A 22077-nucleotide genomic window follows, 5' to 3' on the forward strand; every position below is an offset into this window, starting at 1 on the left:
GCAAAAGCACTAATTGTTAACCAACCATGATCGATTGATTCCAAACCTATAAGGTTTCAAAAACCTTATAGGTTTAAACTAGTCATTTCTCTCCCGCAATTTCATGACCAACGCTGTTTTCAGTTCGTGCAGGTTTCTTTCCAGACCAACCGGGTACGTATGTGGATTCACAAATCGCTTTACACCCGAATGCAGATTGGTAAGCTGGGTTTGTACCCGAGCCCGAATTGCATGAATATCAGGACTTTCATAGACACAGGTTCCGTCTCTAAAAACCGGCACTAATAAATCGTCGAACGCCTGCGTAGCGTCGAACTTTCGTCGTTTCGTAAAATCAAGTGGATCGATCATTGTCATCGTAACGCCTGCAGGATTTGGCTCCGCATTACTTTCGTCAAAGATCATGTCGGCGATAAAACCCTGCTCGTTCCGAAACCGACGTACCTGCTGAATACCCGGTGTCGAAATTTTGATCGCCTGCTCAGACAGTTTCATTTTGTAGTCCCATCCATCAGGTTCCGCATTTTCCGATGAGGTATGCCGCAAGGCGGCTAATTTATAAACTCCACCCAGTGCAGGCTGATCAAAAGCCGTAACGAGCTTAGTACCAACGCCCCAGACGTCGATTTTTGCGCCTTGTTGTTTTAAACTGGTGATGATCGTTTCGTCCAGGTCATTGCTGGCAACAATCGCTGTATCTGTGAAGCCTGCTTCGTCCAGCAGTTTGCGGGCTGCTATGCTCAAATAGGCCAAATCGCCCGAGTCGAGCCGGATTCCGGCCAGTTTATGCCCCTTCTGTTCCAATTTTCGCCCGACTTCAATGGCATTATGAACGCCCTGTATGGTGTCGTAGGTATCAACCAGAAGCGTCACATTGTTTGGCAAAACATCGGCATAGGTTTGGAAGGCTTCTGCTTCATTCTCGAACGACATGACCCAGCTATGGGCATGCGTACCCCGCACCGGAATGCCGTAGAGCTTACCTGCCAGCACATTCGAGGTAGCATCGCAACCGCCAATATAGGCCGCGCGGGAAGCTGTCATACCCCCATCAACGCCCTGCGCCCGACGTAAGCCAAACTCGAGCAACGTGTCATTTTCGGCAACCAATCGTAATCTGGCAGCTTTTGTGGCAATGAGCGATTCGAAATTGATCAGATTCAGAAGTGGTGTTTCGAGCAGCTGGCACTGTAGGATTGGCCCACGCACCCGCACCAGTGGTTCGTTCGGAAAAACGACCGTTCCTTCCGGAATCGCTTCGATATCGCAGGTGAGTTTCAGATTGGCCAGATAGTCCAGAAAAGCTTCTTCAAATAGCGGCTGACCGTCGTTGCCGGTCAGCGTTTGGAGATACCGCAGATCTTTTTTTGACAGGCTAAAGTGTTCTATATAGCCGATCACATTCGTCAGTCCACAGGCAACGGTGAACCCTCCTCCAAAGGGGTGTTTCCGGAAATATAGGTTGAAAACAGCTTCTTTTTCAGCAGTTCCGGATTTCCAGTAGCCATAGGCCATGGTCACCTGATATAAGTCTGTAAGTAAGCTTAAAGAGGTATCGTAGAGTTTATTGGTCATAACGCGAAGGTACTATTCTACAACTTCATGCAAAATTTTTATTCGCGACAAACAAAAAAAGAGTAAATTGGTCTGATATTTGTGCAGGGCACTTTGCCAAGAATTGCTCCGTATGACTCATTAATTCTACCGCTTACAGTTACCACCCATGCAGAAGTTAAGCCTCTCCCAGTCGCTTCAACAGAAACTGTCTCCTCAACAGATACAGTTTATCAAACTGTTGCAAATCCCCACGGCCGAGCTCGACACGCGCATTGAGGAGGAGTTAGAGATCAATCCGGCGCTCGAGGAGGGAATGGAGGAAGAGTATGATCAGAAGGAGGAGGATTCCTTTGCTGACGAATTTGACGACGATTATAAGGATCGTAACGATGACCTGGATATTGACACGTACCTCCAGAATGAAGATTATACGGGGTATAAAATGCAGGGCGATGGCAATTATGGCGAAGAAGATCGGGATATGCCACTCGCTACCAGTTCGAGTCTGCTTGATGCACTAATGCAGCAATTTGGATATCTCCAGCTGACTGAAAACCAGCGCGTTGTTGGCCTTCAGCTCATCGGCAGTATTGAGGCTGACGGGTACATACGTCGATCCATGCAGGCAATCGTCAATGACCTCGCTTTCTCGCAGAATGTGTTCACTGATACCGAGGAGTTGGAGGAAGTGCTTCAGAAAATCCAGACCTTCGATCCGCCTGGTATTGGAGCCCGTTCGTTACAGGAATGCCTGTTGTTGCAGCTTCAGCGCAAAGACGCATCAGACCCCTATATAATCCTGGCGATGCGTATTATTGAAGATTTCTTCGAGGAGTTCTCTAAAAAACATTTCGATAAAATCCAGCGTCGGCTCAATATCAGTGATGAATCCCTGAAACGGGTAATCGACATTATCATCAAGCTGAATCCTAAACCTGGTTCGGTTGAGGGAGAATCGGGTTCTGTTCAGTACCTGATCCCCGATTTTATTCTAACCAATAGTAACGGCAAGCTCGACCTGACGCTTAATTCCAAGAACGCACCCGAATTACGCATCAGTCGCTCATTTGCCGACATGCTCGATACATATGATAAGAGCAGTAAGCAGAACAAATCGCTCAAAGAAACCGTCTCGTTCGTTAAGCAAAAGCTCGACGCAGCCAAATGGTTTATCGATGCCATTAAACAACGGCAGCAAACATTGCTCAAGACGATGAACGCGATTGTGCGTTTTCAGTATGATTTCTTTCTGTCGGGCGACGAATCGAAGCTTCGGCCGATGATATTGAAAGACATTGCCACGTTGATCGATATGGATGTGTCGACGGTGTCGCGGGTGGCCAATAGTAAATCGGTGCAGACAGAATTCGGGATTTATCCACTCAAATATTTCTTTTCAGAGGGTATTGCCACTGATTCAGGCGAAGACGTTAGCAGCCGGGAGGTGAAAAATATCTTAAAAGATCTGATCGACAACGAACCGAAGCTTAACCCGCTTTCGGATGATAAGCTCGAAAAGATTCTTAACGACCGGGGTTATAACATTGCTCGCCGTACGGTGGCCAAATACCGTGAACAGCTTAATATTCCGGTGGCGCGTCTCAGAAAACAGTTATAACTCCTGATGAATTATAGCCGGGCTGACGATACAATGATGAAAGATGAACGATAGCATTCGTTAACTTTGTGGTTATTGACTGTTTCGAAGCGCATTTATAATCGATAATTCATCATTGAATACGAGTCTGGCCCGTTTTCTATCTATCGTCTTTCACCCGTTGTTAATGCCGACGCTCCTGTTCGGCATTTTACTGTATCTGGCTCCTTCTATTTTGGGAGTCGACGCTTTTTCGGGGACACTACGCATTAGCCTGCTGATCCTGATTTTTATAGGCACTTTTGGCGTTCCTTCGTTGCTGATCTACTATCTGTTTCGGAGCGGCTACGTCAGGTCGTTACAACTGGAATCCCTTGATGACCGTCGATTGCCTTATTTTTTAACGGCCATCGTCTATACGGGTCTGACCTTTTTGTTTGCCTTTAGAATGCAGCTTCTGTCGAGCATAGCGCCTGGAATTGCTATCCTGCTTGGCTCAATAACGCTCTCTATTTTGCTGGTTGGACTCATTAGCATCTACTGGCAGATCAGTGCGCATAGCGTAGGGATCGGCGGAGTAGTTGGTATTGTGGCGGGCATCATTACTAAATTCGGCGAAACCGACTTAATACTGGTTTTAGCTGCCCTGATTATAGTAGCAGGTATGGTTGCCAGTGCACGACTCCAACTCAATGCACATACGCCCACCCAGATCGGAGCTGGATTGGTCCTGGGTCTCAATATAAGCATGATGACAGTATACTGGTTGATTTAAAGGCTATAGTATAAAACGAACGATGCCATAACGGAATGTTGTGGCATCGTTCGTTTTGTGGAATCTGCTAAAAGCTGTATGCTTGCATACCAATTCAGCTAAAATAGCCTTACCCATGTTTGAAAATCTTCTTTATGATAGTACTGATGGTATCTGCCGCATTACGCTCAACCGACCACAGGTATATAATGCGCTTAGTCCTAACCTGATTCACGAGATTACGGTTGCTGTAGAAGCGGCTGGAAATGACGATACTGTTCGAGTGGTTGTGCTGACTGGCGCGGGCGATAAAGCGTTCTGCTCGGGTGCCGATCTGAAAGCAGGTTTTGCTAATGCAGCTGCTTCGGGTGGTCAGTTAAATCTGGGCGAATCGTTGCGTAATGGCTATCATCCGATGATCAAGTCTATGCGAAATCTGGCAAAGCCGATTATTGGTCGTGTTAACGGCATTGCTGCGGGGGCAGGCTGTTCGCTGGCATTGGCCTGCGACCTTGTCATTTGTGTCGAAGAGGCTTATTTTAGTCAGATATTCGTCAATATCGGTTTGATGCCTGATGCTGGCTCCACTTTTTTCCTACCCCGGCTTATTGGACCGCAACGAGCATTCGAATTGAGTAGCACTGGCCGACGGGTATACGGGCCTGAAGCCGCGCAAATTGGGCTGGTAAGTCGTTCCGTACCCGCCACCGATTTAGATCAAACGGTAGATGATGTAGTTGCTTATTATGCTACTGCACCGACTCGTGCTATCGGCGCAATGAAAAAAGTTTTGAATCAATCGCTCTATTCAGACCTTGATCACCAATTGGAGCAAGAGGCTGACAATCAAAATGAACTGGGCCATTCTGCCGATTCGATGGAAGGGATAGGAGCCTTTCTAATGAAGCGGAAAGCAAATTTTTCGGGCAGATAGCTTGACAAAGCCTATTTTCCTGCCTACTTTTGCACTCCCAATCAACGGGAACTGCACATAGCGATGCATTCGTAGCTCAATTGGATAGAGCACCTGACTACGGATCAGGAGGTTTGGGGTTCGAATCCCTACGAGTGCACAAAAAGTTCAAAAATCCCTCATAATAGCCTATTGTGAGGGATTTTTGTTTTTGATGGTACCAAAATGTGACGAGAGTTTAAATATCTCCGTCTCCACAAAATCCGAAAAGCTCCGAAATTGACTCAATTTCGGGGTTTTTGTGGTAACAGTGTATTCGAAGAAAGAATAATAGTTTTTACGAGTGCACTAAATATTGAAAAATCCCTCAAAATAGTCAATTTTGAGGGATTTTTGCTTTTAAGGTGACTTAATTGACTACCAAAAAATCATGAATTGGTCTGGAAAAGCCTCCTTAGAGTTATTTGGTAGATAATACCTCGAATTTCTCTAAAATATAATTCATATAACTACTATAAATATAATGAATAAACGCATTACGATTCCTAAAAAGTTAGAAATGATTTTAAATCAAAGTCCTGACATTGAAGCGATTGTTAAAAAAACCGCCACAGATTTTGCGCCTATATTTAGAGATAATAAGCTGTATTTTTTTGAAGATTATACTGATCATGGTATAGAGCATATAGAAAATGTTTTATCTGCCGCTGAAAATATAATTGTAGATAACACTTTTAATATTATTACTCCCAATGATGTATCAGCTCTAATTTTATCTGTACTTCTACATGATATTGGGATGCATACGGGGTTTGAGACTTTTAAGTCTATAATTGAAAATCATGCATATGATGATGTTATGGTAAATAGTATTGATTCTAAAACATGGAGTGAATTATGGGAGGAATATTTATCCGAGGCAAAAAAATTTAGTACAAAACAAAGGTTAATGATATTTGGGGATGAATCATGGGAGTTTAAGATTCCAAACCTAGCCAGAAAGAACTCTTTAGACGGAGATGATAGAAAGCTTATTGGGGAATTTATTAGGAGGCATCATGCAAGACTATCTCATGAGATCTCTCTAAAAGGAGGTATCGTAGGTGCTGATAATAATTTTGTCCCATTCGCAGAAGGTATTAATCCAGTAATAGCAAAAATTATAGGGATTGTTGCCCGTAGTCATGGAATGAATTTACGAGATACATTCGTGTATCTGAGAGAAATAGGAGACATTTCATGGAAAAAACCATTAGACGTAAACGTAATATTTTTGATGGTCGTTTTGAGGATTGCTGATTACTTTCAGATAGATGCAAGTAGGGTAAATTCTAATTTATTAAAATTAAAAACTTTTTCAAGCCCATTGTCTATACTTGAACATGATAAACACCTTTCAATTGAATCAACTTCGGAATGGCATGATGACCCTGAAAGCCTTTTTGTACTTGCAAAGCCATATACGAGTTTACTTTTTTTAAAAGTAAACTCTTTACTTAAAGACATACAGCATGAATTAGACCTTTCATGGGCTGTCTTGGGAGAAATTTACGGTAAAGAACCTTTAGATAAACAGCTTAAAATTAAATATAGGAGAATAATATCAAATCTTAATAAAGAAAGCACTTTTCTGAAAAACGTTAATTACGTTCCTGAAAAAGTAAATTTCGAAGCTGATTCAGAGCTGATCAAACTTCTAATAGCTCCATTGTATGGTGAAAATCCATCGTATGGCGTTAGAGAATTAACACAAAACTCTGTTGATGCTTGTAAAGAAAGAGAGTATGAAGAAGCTTTAAATGATAGTATATATACCCAAAATATTGAAATAAATATATATAAAAAGAATGAAGATTATTTTTTTACTATTTTAGATAATGGTAAAGGAATGAATCTATTCGAAATAAAAAATTATTTTCTAAAAGCCGGGTCTTCTTTTAGGAAAAGTTTAGATTGGAAACAACGTTTTACGGATGATTCTGGAAAAGCTCTCATCGAAAGGACAGGTAGATTCGGAGTAGGAGTACTTGCAGCATTTCTTATTGGGAACGAAATAGAAGTAACAACCAGAAGTATGAATGAAAAAACTGGTTATACATTCAAAACGTTGATAGATACAGAGCAAATAGAAATTAATCGAGACGTAAAAGCTGAAATTGGAACAAAAATTTCTATCAAAACTACAATGGAGGTTGCATTGCAATTGCTTAGAAATAACGTTACTTGGGATGCATGGTATCGTCTAAAGACCCCTAAAATTCATTTCATTTCTAATTTAATTCAACATCAAAAAGACTACTATTCTAAATACGATAATCCTAGCAGAGATGAACAGTTGTCAGATAATTGGCATAAATTGGATATAGAAAAGTTTGGAGTTGTTCATTGGCATTATCCAGTTGAATCTGTAATAGGTGACAATGTATCACGAATTGATAATTATAAAGAAAGATCCAATTATGTACTTTGTAACGGTATATTGATACCCTTTGCAAATATTTTTAATTTGCCGAAAACACGCCTTAAGGAATTAATTCAAATTTCTCCGCGTGTAAGTATATTTGACCGTGATAATAAGTTGCCAATAACTTTAAGTAGAAATAATTTTGATGGAGATTTGCCTTTTATTAATGAACTATATCTTGATATATATAAAGATTTATTGGCTAAATTATTATGTTACAAAACAAAGTGTGATGTTAAAGACGGATCTATTAGGATAGACCATAATCGATTTACACATCCAGGTGTGAAATCTGGATTTGCTTTATATTTTTCTAAGGATGGGTTTACTATAAACTATCCGTATATAAGAAAGAAAATTATGGGGAAGTATAATTTTATTAAGCTTAATATAGAAACAAAAGATAATAAGTATCATGCACAATATTCGATTCCTGAATTAGAAAATGTAATGTATTTTTATCAAATAAATGCTTTTTCTTCAATAAGTTCTTTTAAAGAAGTGATTGATCCTTATTATTATTATGGAACAGTAGGAGGTAGGATTTTTCTTAAAAAAGAATTGTTCAGCTCTATTTTCCTGCCACAGAAAAATATATTGAGATATAAACTTCACTCAGCTCATAAAGAAGCGTGGGAAAAGGGTAAGTGGGTAGCGATTGATTATGATTATAATCAAAACTTAGTCATTGATATGAATGAAGTGACTAATAATGATAGAATACATTCTATAATAGTGTTCGAAGGAAAGTCAATGCCATGGTACAGAGTTGATGATATAGGCAGTAAAAACGCATTATTATTTGATATACTTCTAAAAAAATATTTGAGAGACGATGTTGTTATACCTTATGAGATGTCTGATAGACAGGCCTTGTTTCCAGATGCGTTTCTTGAACTTGAACCCTATATGAGAAAGTATATTCAGTAGATACCTTATTATAAATTTCCTAATTAGATTAATGTTCGTGAACATTAATCTAATTAGGAAATTTATAATAATTCAATTTTTGAGGAAGTGATTCACCATCTCTTTATTGCTTGAGCTATTTTAACATACTCATTTAATTTATTTTATAATTGCACAGGGCTTGTGACTGTTGAATTAAACTTTACTACCAAACTTCTTCCCAAAGAAAGCTAACATGCCGTTTTCGTTGTAGTCCAGCTTTACCCTTTGCTGTTTAGCTCAAAGCGCTTGGTAATTCTTTAACGAAGCCTCTTCTTCGTTGTCCTGCTCTAGATCGTCTTTGGTCGCTTCGGGTAAAGGTACGGGAGCCGGGACTGTTTCGTTCTTCTTCGACTTGCTTTCAATGTACTTCACTAAATCAATAAAGTGATTATAGCCTGTGATGTCGATAATGCCTGTACCTGGATTGCCGTTTACCTCTGTGACGTAGGTTTGGCTCAGCTTCTCTCGAATCAGATCTACGCCCGCAAACTCTAAACCCACCGCTTTAGCTGCCTTGATGCACATAGCCGTTTCTTCACTGCTTAAGCTGATAGTTCGACCGTTACTACCTTTGGAGAGATTGGCCCTAAAATCTCCCTGGCTGGCCGTTCGTTCCATGGCTGATACTACTTCATTGCCGACTACGATAGCGCGTATGTCGGTCGGATTGCCGCTACTACTATTATGCGCGTTAACAAAGCGTTGTAGCTTGACGGGAATATTTGCCTTATAGAAACTTTCCATTGTCGTGTTAGCCGCTAAGGGTGTTTCCAAAATAGATACCCCGGCTCCTTGAGAACCGGTGAGCTGCTTAGCAACTACGGGCAAACCTCCTGCTTTATCAATGGCAAAAGCAACATGGTTCGACCGAACGGCAAACACCGTTAATGGGGTACGTATATTACTGGCACTAAGCACCTGACTGGTCCAAAGCTTGTCATGAGCTACCAAGAGACCAATTGCCGTTTGGAGACTATAGACCTTCAGATTCTCATTCAAGTGGCGTAGGATGGAAACGCAAAGTGGTAAGTCTGCACCAATTCGGCTAATGATTGCATCGAACGAAGCGGCAAACAGTCGGGTTGGACTTTCCAAGTCCGGTGAACCATTAAAGATGCGATCATAGCCATTGACTTGTTCTGAAATGAACAAATATAGGTTACGTGGGTCATGTACCTCGTAGGTGTGACCAGCATCCGTAATGGCTTTGATTAAATGCTTAGAGGGTGTGCCTGTACTCAAGATTAATAGTTTCATCGATTGTTATCGTTTAGAAAGTGGAAAGTGAATTGTGTCTGGTTTGCTTAGCGATTGCGGGTTCATAATGCGCCCAATAATTGTGTTCAAATCCGGCCAACATCTCAAAAGTCAAATTCATATATTCGGAAAAGTGCCTTTTTTAGAATTTCCAAAATGCTAAAGGGCGGGGGCAATTGACGGAAGAGAGTGCTTTTTTGCGTGTTTTTCGATGTTAATGTGTTCATTTTTAGATTCTTAATCATTTAAAAGGGTGCAACTTTTTGAAAAAATTTATTTTATTGATTATCAGCCTATTGCCTTTTACGGTGCTCTTGGATTGTAGAGAAGCATAAAAAATGGAAAGTGGAAAGGGAAGAATTAGCGAGTGCTATGGCTCAAGGGACTTTCCAGCCAGAACTCGTTAAAGTCTTTGTGTCCCGCGTATAGTGTAGAGTGGTCTACAACACAAATCCCTGTGCTGGAAAGTCGTTCCAGTGTCGTTCTGCCAGCCGTGTCGTTATCCAAATAGGCGTTTACCCGCTCGTATTTTTTGAGCAATGGGAAAGCACTTTCCAAATTTGTGGTTGAGTTGAGTACTACCGTGGGGAAAGTCGGTGATTGCAGACGGTAGTATTCTAAAGCGGATAGGAAATCGAACACGCCTTCAAAGAGGTTAAGGTTACTAGCCTGTTGAGCTGCTATAAGCGTATAGCTTGCTGGTCCTATATTCCGTTTAGCCCCAACTCCATTACGGAGTACATACCCACCCTTATCGTTGGCAAAACCTAGCGCAAACAGATTTTTTTCTCCCTGTTGATAATAGATTTCCTTACAATACCGCCGAGCGGTTGGAAAGCTGATTTTACGACTTTCCACGTAACGAACTAGCTGCGTATTGGAAAGTAATTTGACCGAGCGAATAACAGTTTGAGTAATAGGAGTACGAATAGGCCCACTAAATGAAAAGTCAGACTTACTTTCTAATCCGGCAAGTTGGTTTAACTCTTGAACAGCCTGAGCGAAGCTACAGCTATTGAGTTGCTGCACTAACTGGATTACATCATCTCCGGTCTCGCTCGCGCCAAAGTCTTTGTATCGGTTAATAACTGTATTCACCCAAAACGAGGGGGTACTTTCTGGTCTAAACGGTGAGTAATATACGAGCCGTTGTCCGTGCTGACTGACTGGTCGGATACCTTTAAAAGCTAAGTAGTCAGTAATCGCTACATTCTTGGCAACTTGAACAGTGTGAGGGGCAATCATTTTAGCTTTTCCCTTTGTGGGCTTTTTGTGGTATTTAAGTTTTTAGGGATTTTTTACTGACTACCTTACTACCAGCATTAGTAGTAAGAAGTAGTAGGATGGTAGTAGGATTAAACTTACTACCTAGAATGTGGCTTGATTGAACGTTTGAGACGTTTTTACGCTATGGTAGTAAGGTAGTAAGATAAAAATCTTAAACTGTGCAGATTATTAAACAACGATCTCACAGTCAGCCCTTTGTCTTTTCGGTTAATCGCATTTGAAAAGCACAGCGGTAGTAGGACTAAGCTCACTACCGTCTTACTACCTATGCTACTACCGAAAGGGTTATGCTTGGTTACTTTTCTCTTTTCGTTCTAGATCAGAGCGTTCCCGCACTGCCCAGACATAAACTGGACTAGAGCCACTAACTTTTTTGTTGAAGCGAAGGAACTTAAGCTTTTTCAGCGCCTCCCCTAATTGTTTGGGCCGCATTTTCTGCCGTGTATACCCCTCTAGATTCGTTTGAATCATCGATGTAGTAAGAAAGGCTGAAGCCCATTCACGGTTCTCGACTGGTTCGAAGTATTCTAGTAGCAATTCGTATTCGGGCGTATGAATTTGGAAAGCCTCATTATTCGAAAATAGGGTAGCTGTTTCTTCTGCTGTAAACCAGTAGATATAGCCTTCTCTAAAGAGCTGGTAAGCTTCAGCCCATGCTTGATCAATATCAAGCGCTAGAGCGGCTTGAATATCAATAGTATATGCTTCAAATGGCAAGAACCGACGACTGCCAGTTGGATCGGTTAAGAAGTCATTGCCGTTGACACTTGCCACAAACGAAGCGATACGAGGCATTTCAGAGGAAAGTGCGTCGTAAGGTCGGCGGATGGTAATGTTACCCTGAGTGATTAGGGTCTTGACGGTTTCTGCATCACGTTTGTTAAGGCTACGTAATTGGTCGTCAAGATTGACGATAAACTTTTCCCCTAGTAAAATCAATGTGTCTTTGTTATCTAGACTGATCTTACCACAGAACAGGTAACGTATCAGAGCTGGTGGACATAGCAGGTTAAGCCATGTGGTTTTGAATGCACCTTGATCGCCGGTTAGCACTAAACACATTTGGTTCTGACATCCCTCGGGGTTGAACGCGTTAGCGATGCTGGCTACCATCCATTTCGTTAAGCTCAAACAGAATAACTCATGGTTCTCCGTTTGTACAGTTCTTGCCAATGCCTGAATAGCTGGTTGGCCAGTAGAACTGAGGGCGGGTAGCTGGTGAAAATACGCATGTAAGGGGTTGTATTGGGGAGTAAAGTCCGACTTGAGAATGACTTTTATTTTTTCAGGGCTTGTAGCTATGCCCATTTCATTCTCAATCTGTCGGATAATGGTATTGAGGTCATAATCATCCAGTGCTTCAAATTTGGCATTGGCTTTATACCCCCATTCAATCCGACCATTAAGGACATTATACCGGAATTGAAAGCGGAAAGAAAGATATTCCTCAATGATTTTCCGTTTGCTCTGGATAGCAGGAGATGCTGGAGCCGATTCGGCAAGCACTCTTTCTTTCTTCTTTGTGGGCACTACTTTCCCATTTTTAGCTGGTAAATCTGTGGTTATCATTAAATTTGCAGTGACATTAATAAATTTCAAAAGTTGAATTGAGTAAGCCCCGCCAATATTGGTGGGGCTTCTTTGTTTTAGTTAGATGGCGTTAGTAGTGCCATCAATTGACGGTTCTGCCTTTTTAATCTCTGCATGTCTTCCCGCAAGTCTTCTAGTTCTACTAGTTGATAGCCTATTAGAATCGTTTGTCGATGAATACGAGCTTTCAATACATCAAGATCATTAGGCAAATCGTCCGAGAATGAAGTATTAAACATGTTGTTCATGAGTTAACTGGCTTGTTGGTTTTGATCGTTTTGAATCCGTTTAAACTCCTTAATAACCGTTTCTCTGCGACCTTTATAATAATGTTGCTCAGTCATATATGCATGAGAATGGCCCATCATAATAGCTGTTTGATCGAGTTTAAAACCTCGTTCATCGGCAAACATGGTGAAGGTTTTACGGGCTAAATGAGTATGCAATGTTTCTTTAATCCCGGCCACGTTACCAATCACTTTTAACCACTTATTCATTTTCTGATTGCTTAAAACAGGTAGTAGCACCCCTTTTAAGCGGCATATAGGATGATATCTGTACTTATCCAGAATGGCTAGGGCTTCAGGAAAAAGAGGCACGAATGATTGTTGGCCCGACTTTTTACGATCTTTCAGAATGCATTGAATATCATCGACCGTAATCAGGTAATCTTTTGTCAAGCTGGCTACATCTGTATATGCTAGGCCCGTATAACAGCAGAAGAGAAATATGTCCCGTACTTCATTGAGTGTCGTTTCGACAAAGTGCGTTTGTTTAACTTTCTCCAGATCGACCATTGTCAGCGTCCTTACTTCTTTTCGCTGTTTATTTAGCCGAACCGATTGCAGTACATTACGGTCACACCATTCATAGGCTACGGCATAATCTAGGATGGCTTTTAGAAACTGGATCGTCTTAATGGCATAGTTATGCCCACTTTTCCGATCACCTTTCATATACACTAACAGATCATGCTGAACGGCAGGTTTTAAGGTATCCAAGCTGGCATCTTTGCCGTAATTGATCGTTACAAACTCGCTAATTATTCGGCCATACCGTTGGTATTGCTTGAGAGAACTGAGGGAAAGCCCATTGCCCAAAAGTTTAGCTTTCTGTTCGGTCCAACGGGTGATAGCTTCGATAATGGTAGGGGTATAATCATCATGCCCTCGTAAGCCCAAAGCAATATCTCTGATTAAAGTAGGATCTAAGCTTCGTCCGGTTAATTCCCGCTCTTTGAAGACTTTTAAAATGCTCGCTTTCAGATCCACCACACGAGCTGTATTGTAAGGATCACCAGCAATATGAAGAGTTTTTGAGTTAAATTGACTTGGCTTTAACTTTATTCCTAATGACTTAAATGGGCTGTTTTTGCCGCAGCATCGTACCCGAAAACCAAGCATGCTACTTTCTTTTCGGACAAAAATGGTGACAGTGCAAGCGGCAAATTTGATTGATTCATCGCGTTTGGCTCTTCGCTCGGCTTTAGTGTAGTCTTGTTTGAAAGGCATAGATGTACATCTTACAATTTGGAAATAGCAAAGCCCTATGGCTTGGATGCGATAGGGCTATTTGCTTTTACAGGAGATCAATAATGGGAATGTCAAAAACAGTCGCTACCCTCTTTAACTCATCAACAGTGGGTACTAAACGGCCCTTCAAGAGGAGGCCAAATCGTTTCGAGTTAATCTCAACCTTTCTGTAGAAGTCGCGGTCAGTCTTAATTTTAAACCCGAGCCGGGCTTCATAAATTTGTATTGCTTGTGCAATTGGAGATATAATATCGGACGACATAGTCTAATAATGATTATGATAATCAATTTTGAACTACCAAATATCGCTAATTGATTTTCGATTATGCAAGTCTGATTGTGATTATTTTTTAGAAGATTGTGAATATTGTATTATCAAATACTGATTATGAGCATCTCAGATAAAATAAAGGCAGTACGAAAGGCGAAAGGAATTACGCCTACGGTAATGGCTAGAGAACTAGGTATTGAGGCAACCAACTACCCTCGATTAGAGAACAGAGGCAATCGACTCACTTACGAGAATCTTGAAGCTATATCAAAAGCTTTAGGTATAACTGTAATTGAACTGTTAACTTGGGGGGAAGAAATAAAGGAACCTATAGTTCGACCTGAGGAAACGAAGAAGTTAGAAAAGGATATTTCCAGAATCGAAGAACTACTTGACTATCAACGCGATAAAATCAAATACTTTAAAACTGTTATAGCAAAATTTGTTATTGAAAGTGCCTGGGAGGAATTTATAGACAGTACACCTGACCCCATAATAGTTGTAGAAAATGAAGAACAGGCGGAAATGGGATGGGATTATGATAGAGAAGCCTGGGACAGCTATCTGAATACTTATATATTTGGTACTACAGCTTTTTGGAAACTCTTTGAATCTGGCTTGCTTGATAATAAAGTTTTGAAGGAAGTGGAAGGACAACCAGATGTATTAATACCGTTTGATGTACGAATGCTGCAAGCAAGGAGAAAAAAGCAGGCTGATAAACTCTTTGGAAAAGTTGATGAAAAATAAGAATACTAAATTTTCCAAATAAACCTAAAAAGCCTAATATATACTTGTATTAAATGAAGATAGGGGAGGGTAACTTTTAAAATTGAAAAAAAATAAATTGCTGTCTTTATAAGACAAGCATTTTTCCACTCTAAAAACTACATTCATTTATAAAAAATTTAGATAAATATGGATCCATTTACTGCGGCAGCTTTAGTTTATATTACTGGAAAAATAGGTGATAAATTAATTGACAGAGGATTAGATAAACACCTCGATGCGCTCTCAGAAAAAATTTTACCTAAAACTACTTTTCAGGATAGGCTAAGAGTAGTAGTAGATAAAACTATCAAAGAATTTGAAAAAAAAGAAAATTTTCAAAACAAAACAAAACAATTTTATTTTTACGAATCAGAAATTTTATTTACTCAAGTCTTAGAAAGTCAAATATATCAGGACATTGAAAATCCATTAAAATATGAAAATTTTGAAGGTAATTTAAATATTATTACCCCAACTCAAGCAGATCTGAATAATTTCTTTAATATTTTCTTGAAAAACATTGAAGCAGATGAAGATCTTCGCAAATTGTATATAGATCAATATTACAAAGAAGAAATTTTCAAATTAAGTTCAAAAATAGACAAAATTGTTAACAACAAAATTTATGAAAATGATAGCAAAGGACTACTTAACAATGAAATTATAAATAATTATTTAAATAAAAATATAAATAAAAGCGAATTTCAAAATATTGATAAAATATATGTAATGCTGACAGGGCAAAAATATGTTCATGATATAGATCAGCACGCAAAAAAGGTAAATGAAGGGAGATATTTTGATAAATTTAATGAAGGTATATTTGACAATGAATATGGAGTATTTGATGAAGAAGATTTTGATGAAATTATTCCGATAATTGACCTTATAAATAAAGTTGATAAGCTAATTATACTAGGTACCGCAGGTTCGGGTAAAACTACTACTATTCAAAAAATATTTTCAACTACCATTCAACATCGTAATATTAATCCGCAAGAATATTTGCCAGTAATAATTAAAATAAAAAAATATAAGCCTAATAGTGAATTAGAAACATTAATCTCAACAGAGATTGGTTTAGATGTTGAAGAAATAAAAAAAATGCTAATATCAGGAGACTTTTACATTTTTATTGATGGGCTTAATGAAATTGGAGATAATATAAAAAATGAAGCTTATGACGATCTAAAAGATTTTTTAAGTAAATACCCGACTAATAAATATTTAATAACAACTAGGAAGCATACATTTAATAATATATTTGATTTGCCGGTCTATGATTTAAAAGAGTTAAACGAAATTCAAATTAAAGAATATATTCAGAAATATTTAGAATTTTATAATAAAAAAATAGATTATGATTTATGGGGAAAGCTGAAAGATGATATAAACATTATTTCACTTACGAAAAATCCTCTAACTCTGCGAATGTTAGTATTTCTAACATTAAATGATAACATAGTTATTAACAGAGGAAAATTATACGAAAGCTTTATAAAATATATTTATAAGAGAGAGATAAACAAAGATATTAAATTTGATATTGTTTTGAAAAATGATATACTTGCTTATTGTGCATTAGATATGAGGAAAAAAGGCATTAACCAATTATCAATTGAAGAAACAAGAAAATTAGTTAACAAGAAAGTTAATAATATTATTCTAACTAATAAAATAGTATTAGAATTATTAGAAATTAATTTACTGGTAATTGATAATGAAAAAAATATATCTTTTTTGCATGACACGTATTTAGAATATTTTTCTGCATTAGAAATAAATAATAATTTTATAACCAACAAAGTATTAGATATAGCTAATATAGAAGATTCAAAATGGGATGATACGCTATTAATGTGCAGTGATTTACTACTTCGAAGCTCTGATAAGCACCGGTTCTTTGAGTATTTATTTGTTGGAGAAAAGAAAAAGGAGCCAAAAAATTTACACATGTTTGACTATGATGATGTGAATGATACCGTACTAGTTGCCTGCAAAATTGCAAATAACTTAAGAAATTCTAATCCTAAAGTTTTTCAAACCGCAGAATCATATATATTAAATTATATTACTTTATATATGATATATAAAGAAGACAATAGAATAATAAATTCAAAAAAATTATTTTCATGCATAGCGGCTTTAAATAGTAGAAAAGCATTAAGAAAAATCTTCTACGAAGAAAAATGGCAAATTTATTGGCTTTACTCTGATGATGAAGATGAAAATATTGAGCGAACAGAAAAACAAAATATTGAGGAGACGAATTTTTTGAATATTGCAAAATATTTAATTGACAATTTATCTAACTATGCCGAAACTTTACAGTTCATTCATGAATTTAATTTGAATATTTATTCTAGTAAACTGGCTGCTATGTTTTCAAAATCAATAAAACGTCGTGTAAGCTATTTATTAACAGAAATATATAAAAAAATTTCAAGTGAAGAATTAATCGCAATTTATAATAGAAATCCTAATATTTATACTCTGCAGATTATAGGCAGAAGGGATATAAATTTTTTTGTTAATAATTATGATATCGAATTATTTGGCGAAGATAAATTCATTGAAACTCTAATAAAATTTCATGATTATTCAAATTTATTATTAGAAAAAAATCTTTTGAGAGCTATTATTGACAATAAAGTTAGATATAAAACTCTACTTAAGGTTATACAAAAACTCTGTACAATATATTTCATCAATGAAAAATACCTTTCACTAGGCAATTTGTATACAATTTTAGAGAATTCAGATAATAGTTATTCAAAAATTTCGATTATAATAAACTTCAGCAAAAAGATAAATTTTAATAATATTCCAGAAAATATAAAGAATACTTTATTAGAAGAATATCAATTGTTTTCATCTAAGAAAGATAAAATTCTAAATCAATTTAGAGATACAAATATCCTTGATTTATTTAAAAGAAAAAAAGAATTTCAAATTCAATATTTTGACTTTAAAATAAACCCTAACAATAAAAAAAATATTTTCATTCTACTCACAAAATATTCCGACAATAGATATATTGAAGTAGGTGACCCCTTTGTAATTAATGGCTATATATTGGGATTAGTAAATTCTATAAATGAGGTAGATATAATAAAAAATGAAAAAGAATATGCTATAATTAAAACAGGAAAAATAGTTTGGCAAAGTAAAAGAGTTGATAAAATCGGTTTGAACAATGTTTATTATATTTCGGCTGATATATTTTCTACTAATATGGAAAATATATCAGCCGAAGGGACTATATCCTCTGTTTTGCATTTTACTAACCCCAAAAACCTAATTAACATATTAATCGAAAATAGAAACATTTTAAATTTTTTCATAAATCAAAATATATTTGCTAGAATCCATCCCGACTTAGTTGTAAATGATACTGAATTGGTGAGTTATATTATTTCTAATATTACTGAATATAATTTTATTATATATAATCTAAATATTTCCTTCTTGTTTTATGGTAAAACTAGATCATTTGAACCTGGTTTAATCTTGGCGATTAGTACGTATTTTGCAATCGTCCTTAAATTAAGGACTGGCGAACTCAAGGCTCTACCTATACCTCAAAGCTTTCGCAATAGTTTTAATGTAAAAAAATATGTTATTATAGAAAATAATAATAATATACATCAAATAGAAAATATTGATATTAATGAAAATAATGGATTTAAGAAGAGTGGCATAATTTCCGTAAATTATTTAAAGAAAACTGGCTTTATTCATAACTTATTTTCAACAAAAGATTATTTTTTCTCCTTTAAGGAGTGTGATTTTATACCTGAGATAGGTGACGAGGTATTCTTTATTTCGAGAACAAACGAGTATGAAAAATATAAAAATTATTTAATTGCTATTAATATTAGATTTATACGTCGTTTGTATTGCAGATTAAAAACTATCGAAGAAGTCAACGAATATTTTACAGGCATGGCAATTGACACAATTACTAATGAAGAGATTCAATATTCAATAAAAGCAAATAACGTATTAAATGGTAAACTATTTATAGATAAAATATATAAATATATCCCTAGTAAACGTCATGGCAATTTTAGTGCCAACCGAGCTACTTTATTGTTTCCTCACCTACGATAGCCAAAATAATGGCAGCATTTATACTTATAATAAACCTAAACGCGCTGCATGATTGCATTACAACTAATATTTTATTAATTACTTTATTGGATATAAATATCCAATAAAGTAATTAATAAAATATTAGTTGTAAAAGACAGAAGTAATTTGGTGCATATATTGTTATACTCAATTGCATCATAGATTTGCACTAAAATTTCCTTAAATCCTAAAATAGATATGAAAAAAAGTGTCAAACTCCCTTTACCATACTTACAAGCAGCTTTTTTAGTATCATTTCAATGTAAATGCATAGCTGGTTAGTTATGTTAATTTATTCATTCTCATCGTTATATCCATTAGATATGTAATTATTGTCTATATCTTTAAGTCACAGATAATAGGTTTTATGGACTAAGAGCCTGTTTAAAAATGCTTGAGTATTCGATTAATGTTGGATAAGTAGACGAATGATTCGTGGGAACTTACCCCACATTCATAGTCGTTGTTGAGTCGTCTCGATCAATTCATCCTGGAGAAGGTGCGTTCGACTTTCCAGCTCATAGGAACCACATGAAAAGCAGACAACTCACTTACTTTCACCACCTCCAATAGCAAACCAAATGACTTCTTGAGCCAGCTAGCCAGTTTTTTGCCATAGGCACTATCCGCTAAAATCTTACTCATTCGCTCATATTCCCGCTCAGCTAACCGCGTTAATACCACTCGGGCCGCTGGACTCTCGTGTTGATTGGCGGCATGAACTACGACCACTAAAACCAACCCCAGCGTATCTACGACGATATGGCGTTTGCGCCCATTCACTTTTTTAGGGCCATCATAGCCTTTGGGGAAAACGCCCCATTCACTACATTTTACACTTTGTGAGTCAATGACTCCCACACTGGGCGAGCCGTCCCGTCCGGCTTTCTGTCGCCGACGTTCCACTACCGCTTTATTAAGTTTTTGCCAGTTTCCCTGGTTGCGCCAGTTCCAGAAGCAGTAGTAGCAAAGCGGCCAGGGTGGTAGATCATTAGGCAAAAGTCGCCATTGGCATCCAGTTTTTGTCAGCTACAGTAGGGCGTTTAGAACAGAGCGAAGCGGATACTTGCGCTTGTCGGCAAGAATTTCTTCCATAACTTGCCAGACAGAATCAGTTAGATCTGTGGGTTACATCTTTGGTCGGATTAACCAACAAGATAGGCTGATTCTGCTTTTTCTGCCCTTCACAACGTTTTTAAACAGGCTCTAAGAGATTGATTATAAGTGCATTTGGTATTAGCCAAGACAGACTCTACGAGTGCACAAAAAATTAAAAAACCCCTCAAAACAGTCTTTTTTGAGGGGTTTTTTAATTTTAGTGCTACTAATAGTGTGACAGTCTTTACTAGAATTAATCTATAGGTATCGCGAACTAGTGAAGTTGCCATCATAGCAGCGCATGCGATAGAGAGGCTTACTTATTTAGTGGCAACTTCATTCTAGATCAATCGCTGGTCATCAATTGGTAATATGTGGAATTATAATCCGCTAATATAGATAAAAGGGTGCCATCAACTTTAAAGCTTGCGTTCACTTTGCTTCTATAATATCTTCCCCGCGGGTGGTGTAGCGTCTGGACAAAAACTGTTGCTGCATAAGTCGGGATTGTAGAGTTGTGAAGCCAGGCACAGTTTATCTTGCCTAAATCGGTAGTTGAGTTTGTCCACAACGTTAGCCAGTTTCAGTAACCGTTCATTTGGACCCTCGATAAAAACATTATTCTGACGGTAGTCGAATGGCACCCAATCACCTAGGATAAGGCCTACTTTCTGGTAAGGTAGCCAAGCGCGAATATAGAGTCTAGCGCCGATTTAGGATACTTTAAAAGCTCCGGTGTAGAACTCGTCTTATCTACCTAGCTTCACTCTCACTATTTATTCTCAACTTGGATCATCTTCGAACTCGAGAAAAGAAGTGTCAGCTGTTTTTACGATTTGAGTCTGGGGTGAAAGGTTATATCTTTCAGAATCATGTTTTGCATGAAATTTCCTCCAGATTGGACCATGATCAACCTTGCTGTTCGCTATCCCTTTTGTTGGCTTCAAACTGTACCGTGACTTATCAGGCTCGTGCTCTTCGACTGTATATAAGCCTGCTCCGCGTATCTTCAAATGTTGACGAGCAAAAGTCTTATTAAAAGCAATATTTAACCCGCTGAGTTTACTTTCTACGCTGGGGTAGATCAACGCTTGAACTTTGCCTGCCGAAGGTGAATTCATATGATTCAGATATACACGGGCAATGGCACTGGTGAACAAATAGAGGTTCTCCACTTCGGCTGATGACTGTATAAATAAGTCACCAAAATAGGCGTCAATTTCCTTTATAGCTTCTGAAGTTCCAGCTTTGAATATATCATCATGCCGAAGCATTGTTTTAAATGGATCACCATCAGGAAGCCGGTCGAAAATATGTTTCACTCCAATGACTAAGCCTACGGTCTCTATATTATGGTCTATCATGGGTTTTGTGTTGCGCTTGTCAACCCAAACGGAAAGGGCTACTGTGTTACCGAGTTCTGCTCTTACCTCAAAAATGGGTACGCCGTTTTCCGATGAGCAATAAAAGACAGGATCACCAGCCCAATTGCACCGGCCTAAAGAAGAGATAGAATCGGGGGGACAGTGAAGCTTGGATAAAACAGGCCTGCCATCTGAATCATTAAACCAAGACTCGTCATGCTTGGCAGCGGCCCTATGAACTGCTGGAAATACAAGGTTATAGAAAGACCTTTTGTAACCAGCTTCAATGAAGACCTTCTGTACTCGCCGCATTATGTCGTGCTGATCAACCGCTGGATGAGTCAGAAGCTCACGAATATGCTCTAGTTGTTTGATGCAGGATGATGCACTAATCATAAAAAGGATTTAATATCGATGTAAATCACCTAAATGCTATCTACTTAACGACCGTATTAACAGCCATGAAATCTATGCAATAAAGATACGTGTAAGAGTATAATCTTTCACTATCTTTAGTAGCAATAATGCCTTAAGAGT

At 37.9% G+C, this 22077-nt stretch carries 13 protein-coding genes and 1 tRNA gene; 7 read left to right on the top strand and 7 right to left on the bottom strand.

Annotated features, from left to right (window positions below; translation table 11 throughout):
* Positions 1-78: 78 nt before the first annotated feature.
* Entirely contained in the window at positions 79-1575 is a 1497-nt protein-coding gene (locus tag GJR95_RS31775; RefSeq protein WP_162389695.1) for a nicotinate phosphoribosyltransferase, read from the bottom strand.
* Positions 1576-1723: 148 nt separating this feature from the next.
* Between GJR95_RS31775 and rpoN the strand changes: the two genes are divergently transcribed.
* The 5 genes from rpoN (at position 1724) to GJR95_RS31800 (ending at position 8215) form a co-directional block, all read left to right on the top strand.
* A complete protein-coding gene (gene rpoN / locus GJR95_RS31780) occupies positions 1724-3175 on the top strand; it encodes an RNA polymerase factor sigma-54 (protein WP_162389696.1) in 1452 nt (483 codons plus the stop codon).
* A 166-nt stretch (positions 3176-3341) separates the two neighbouring features.
* Positions 3342-3929, top strand: coding sequence for a phosphatase PAP2 family protein (locus tag GJR95_RS31785; protein ID WP_162389697.1), 588 nt, complete (start codon positions 3342-3344; stop codon positions 3927-3929).
* A 115-nt stretch (positions 3930-4044) separates the two neighbouring features.
* Complete coding sequence (locus GJR95_RS31790) at positions 4045-4842, top strand: enoyl-CoA hydratase/isomerase family protein (protein WP_162389698.1); 798 nt, start codon at positions 4045-4047, stop codon at positions 4840-4842.
* Between the two features lie 65 nt (positions 4843-4907).
* A tRNA-Arg gene (locus GJR95_RS31795) sits at positions 4908-4981 on the top strand.
* Positions 4982-5344: 363 nt separating this feature from the next.
* Positions 5345-8215 (top strand): HD domain-containing protein, encoded by a 2871-nt coding sequence (locus GJR95_RS31800; RefSeq protein WP_162389699.1) that lies wholly within the window; start codon positions 5345-5347, stop codon positions 8213-8215.
* Positions 8216-8473: 258 nt separating this feature from the next.
* Here the strand turns inward: GJR95_RS31800 and GJR95_RS31805 are convergent, their stop codons facing one another.
* The 4 genes from GJR95_RS31805 to GJR95_RS31820 all read right to left on the bottom strand — a co-directional run bounded on the left by GJR95_RS31805 (position 8474) and on the right by GJR95_RS31820 (position 13881).
* A complete protein-coding gene (locus tag GJR95_RS31805) occupies positions 8474-9493 on the bottom strand; it encodes an ATP-grasp domain-containing protein (RefSeq protein ID WP_162389700.1) in 1020 nt (339 codons plus the stop codon).
* Between the two features lie 360 nt (positions 9494-9853).
* Positions 9854-10738, bottom strand: coding sequence for a toprim domain-containing protein (locus tag GJR95_RS31810; protein ID WP_162389701.1), 885 nt, complete (start codon positions 10736-10738; stop codon positions 9854-9856).
* 327 nt (positions 10739-11065) lie between these two features.
* The gene (locus GJR95_RS31815) at positions 11066-12379 is read right to left on the bottom strand and encodes a VapE domain-containing protein (protein WP_198424760.1); all 1314 of its coding nucleotides are present in this window, start codon (positions 12377-12379) and stop codon (positions 11066-11068) included.
* 242 nt (positions 12380-12621) lie between these two features.
* A complete protein-coding gene (locus GJR95_RS31820) occupies positions 12622-13881 on the bottom strand; it encodes a site-specific integrase (protein WP_162389702.1) in 1260 nt (419 codons plus the stop codon).
* A 409-nt stretch (positions 13882-14290) separates the two neighbouring features.
* Here GJR95_RS31820 and GJR95_RS31825 point away from each other — a divergent pair, with 409 nt between their 5' ends.
* Both GJR95_RS31825 and GJR95_RS31830 read left to right on the top strand, forming a co-directional pair.
* Positions 14291-14923 carry a helix-turn-helix domain-containing protein gene (locus GJR95_RS31825; protein ID WP_162389703.1) on the top strand — a complete coding sequence of 211 codons (633 nt, stop codon included), beginning with the start codon at positions 14291-14293 and terminating at the stop codon, positions 14921-14923.
* Between the two features lie 168 nt (positions 14924-15091).
* Positions 15092-19057 (top strand): NACHT domain-containing protein, encoded by a 3966-nt coding sequence (locus tag GJR95_RS31830; RefSeq protein ID WP_162389704.1) that lies wholly within the window; start codon positions 15092-15094, stop codon positions 19055-19057.
* A gap of 501 nt (positions 19058-19558) precedes the next feature.
* On the opposite strand, the gene GJR95_RS31835 is transcribed toward GJR95_RS31830, so the two are convergent.
* Positions 19559-20107, bottom strand: a complete 549-nt coding sequence (locus GJR95_RS31835; protein ID WP_262889819.1) for an IS5 family transposase — start codon at positions 20105-20107, stop codon at positions 19559-19561.
* A gap of 851 nt (positions 20108-20958) precedes the next feature.
* Positions 20959-21936 carry a hypothetical protein gene (locus GJR95_RS31845; protein ID WP_162389706.1) on the bottom strand — a complete coding sequence of 326 codons (978 nt, stop codon included), beginning with the start codon at positions 21934-21936 and terminating at the stop codon, positions 20959-20961.
* Between the last annotated feature and the right edge of the window lie 141 nt (positions 21937-22077).

This window comes from Spirosoma endbachense, from assembly GCF_010233585.1.
In the GTDB taxonomy this organism is placed as follows: Bacteria; Bacteroidota; Bacteroidia; order Cytophagales; family Spirosomataceae; genus Spirosoma; species Spirosoma endbachense.

Excerpts from the sequence above, each read along its gene's own strand:
- GJR95_RS31800 (WP_162389699.1), top strand. The coding sequence starts at position 5,345 with ATGAATAAACGCATTACGATTCCTAAAAAGTTAGAAATGATTTTAAAT.
- GJR95_RS31820 (WP_162389702.1), bottom strand. The coding sequence starts at position 13,881 with ATGCCTTTCAAACAAGACTACACTAAAGCCGAGCGAAGAGCCAAACGC.
- GJR95_RS31775 (WP_162389695.1), bottom strand. The coding sequence starts at position 1,575 with ATGACCAATAAACTCTACGATACCTCTTTAAGCTTACTTACAGACTTA.
- GJR95_RS31825 (WP_162389703.1), top strand. The coding sequence starts at position 14,291 with ATGAGCATCTCAGATAAAATAAAGGCAGTACGAAAGGCGAAAGGAATT.
- GJR95_RS31805 (WP_162389700.1), bottom strand. The coding sequence starts at position 9,493 with ATGAAACTATTAATCTTGAGTACAGGCACACCCTCTAAGCATTTAATC.
- GJR95_RS31845 (WP_162389706.1), bottom strand. The coding sequence starts at position 21,936 with ATGATTAGTGCATCATCCTGCATCAAACAACTAGAGCATATTCGTGAG.
- GJR95_RS31790 (WP_162389698.1), top strand. The coding sequence starts at position 4,045 with ATGTTTGAAAATCTTCTTTATGATAGTACTGATGGTATCTGCCGCATT.
- GJR95_RS31810 (WP_162389701.1), bottom strand. The coding sequence starts at position 10,738 with ATGATTGCCCCTCACACTGTTCAAGTTGCCAAGAATGTAGCGATTACT.
- GJR95_RS31785 (WP_162389697.1), top strand. The coding sequence starts at position 3,342 with ATGCCGACGCTCCTGTTCGGCATTTTACTGTATCTGGCTCCTTCTATT.
- rpoN (WP_162389696.1), top strand. The coding sequence starts at position 1,724 with ATGCAGAAGTTAAGCCTCTCCCAGTCGCTTCAACAGAAACTGTCTCCT.
- GJR95_RS31830 (WP_162389704.1), top strand. The coding sequence starts at position 15,092 with ATGGATCCATTTACTGCGGCAGCTTTAGTTTATATTACTGGAAAAATA.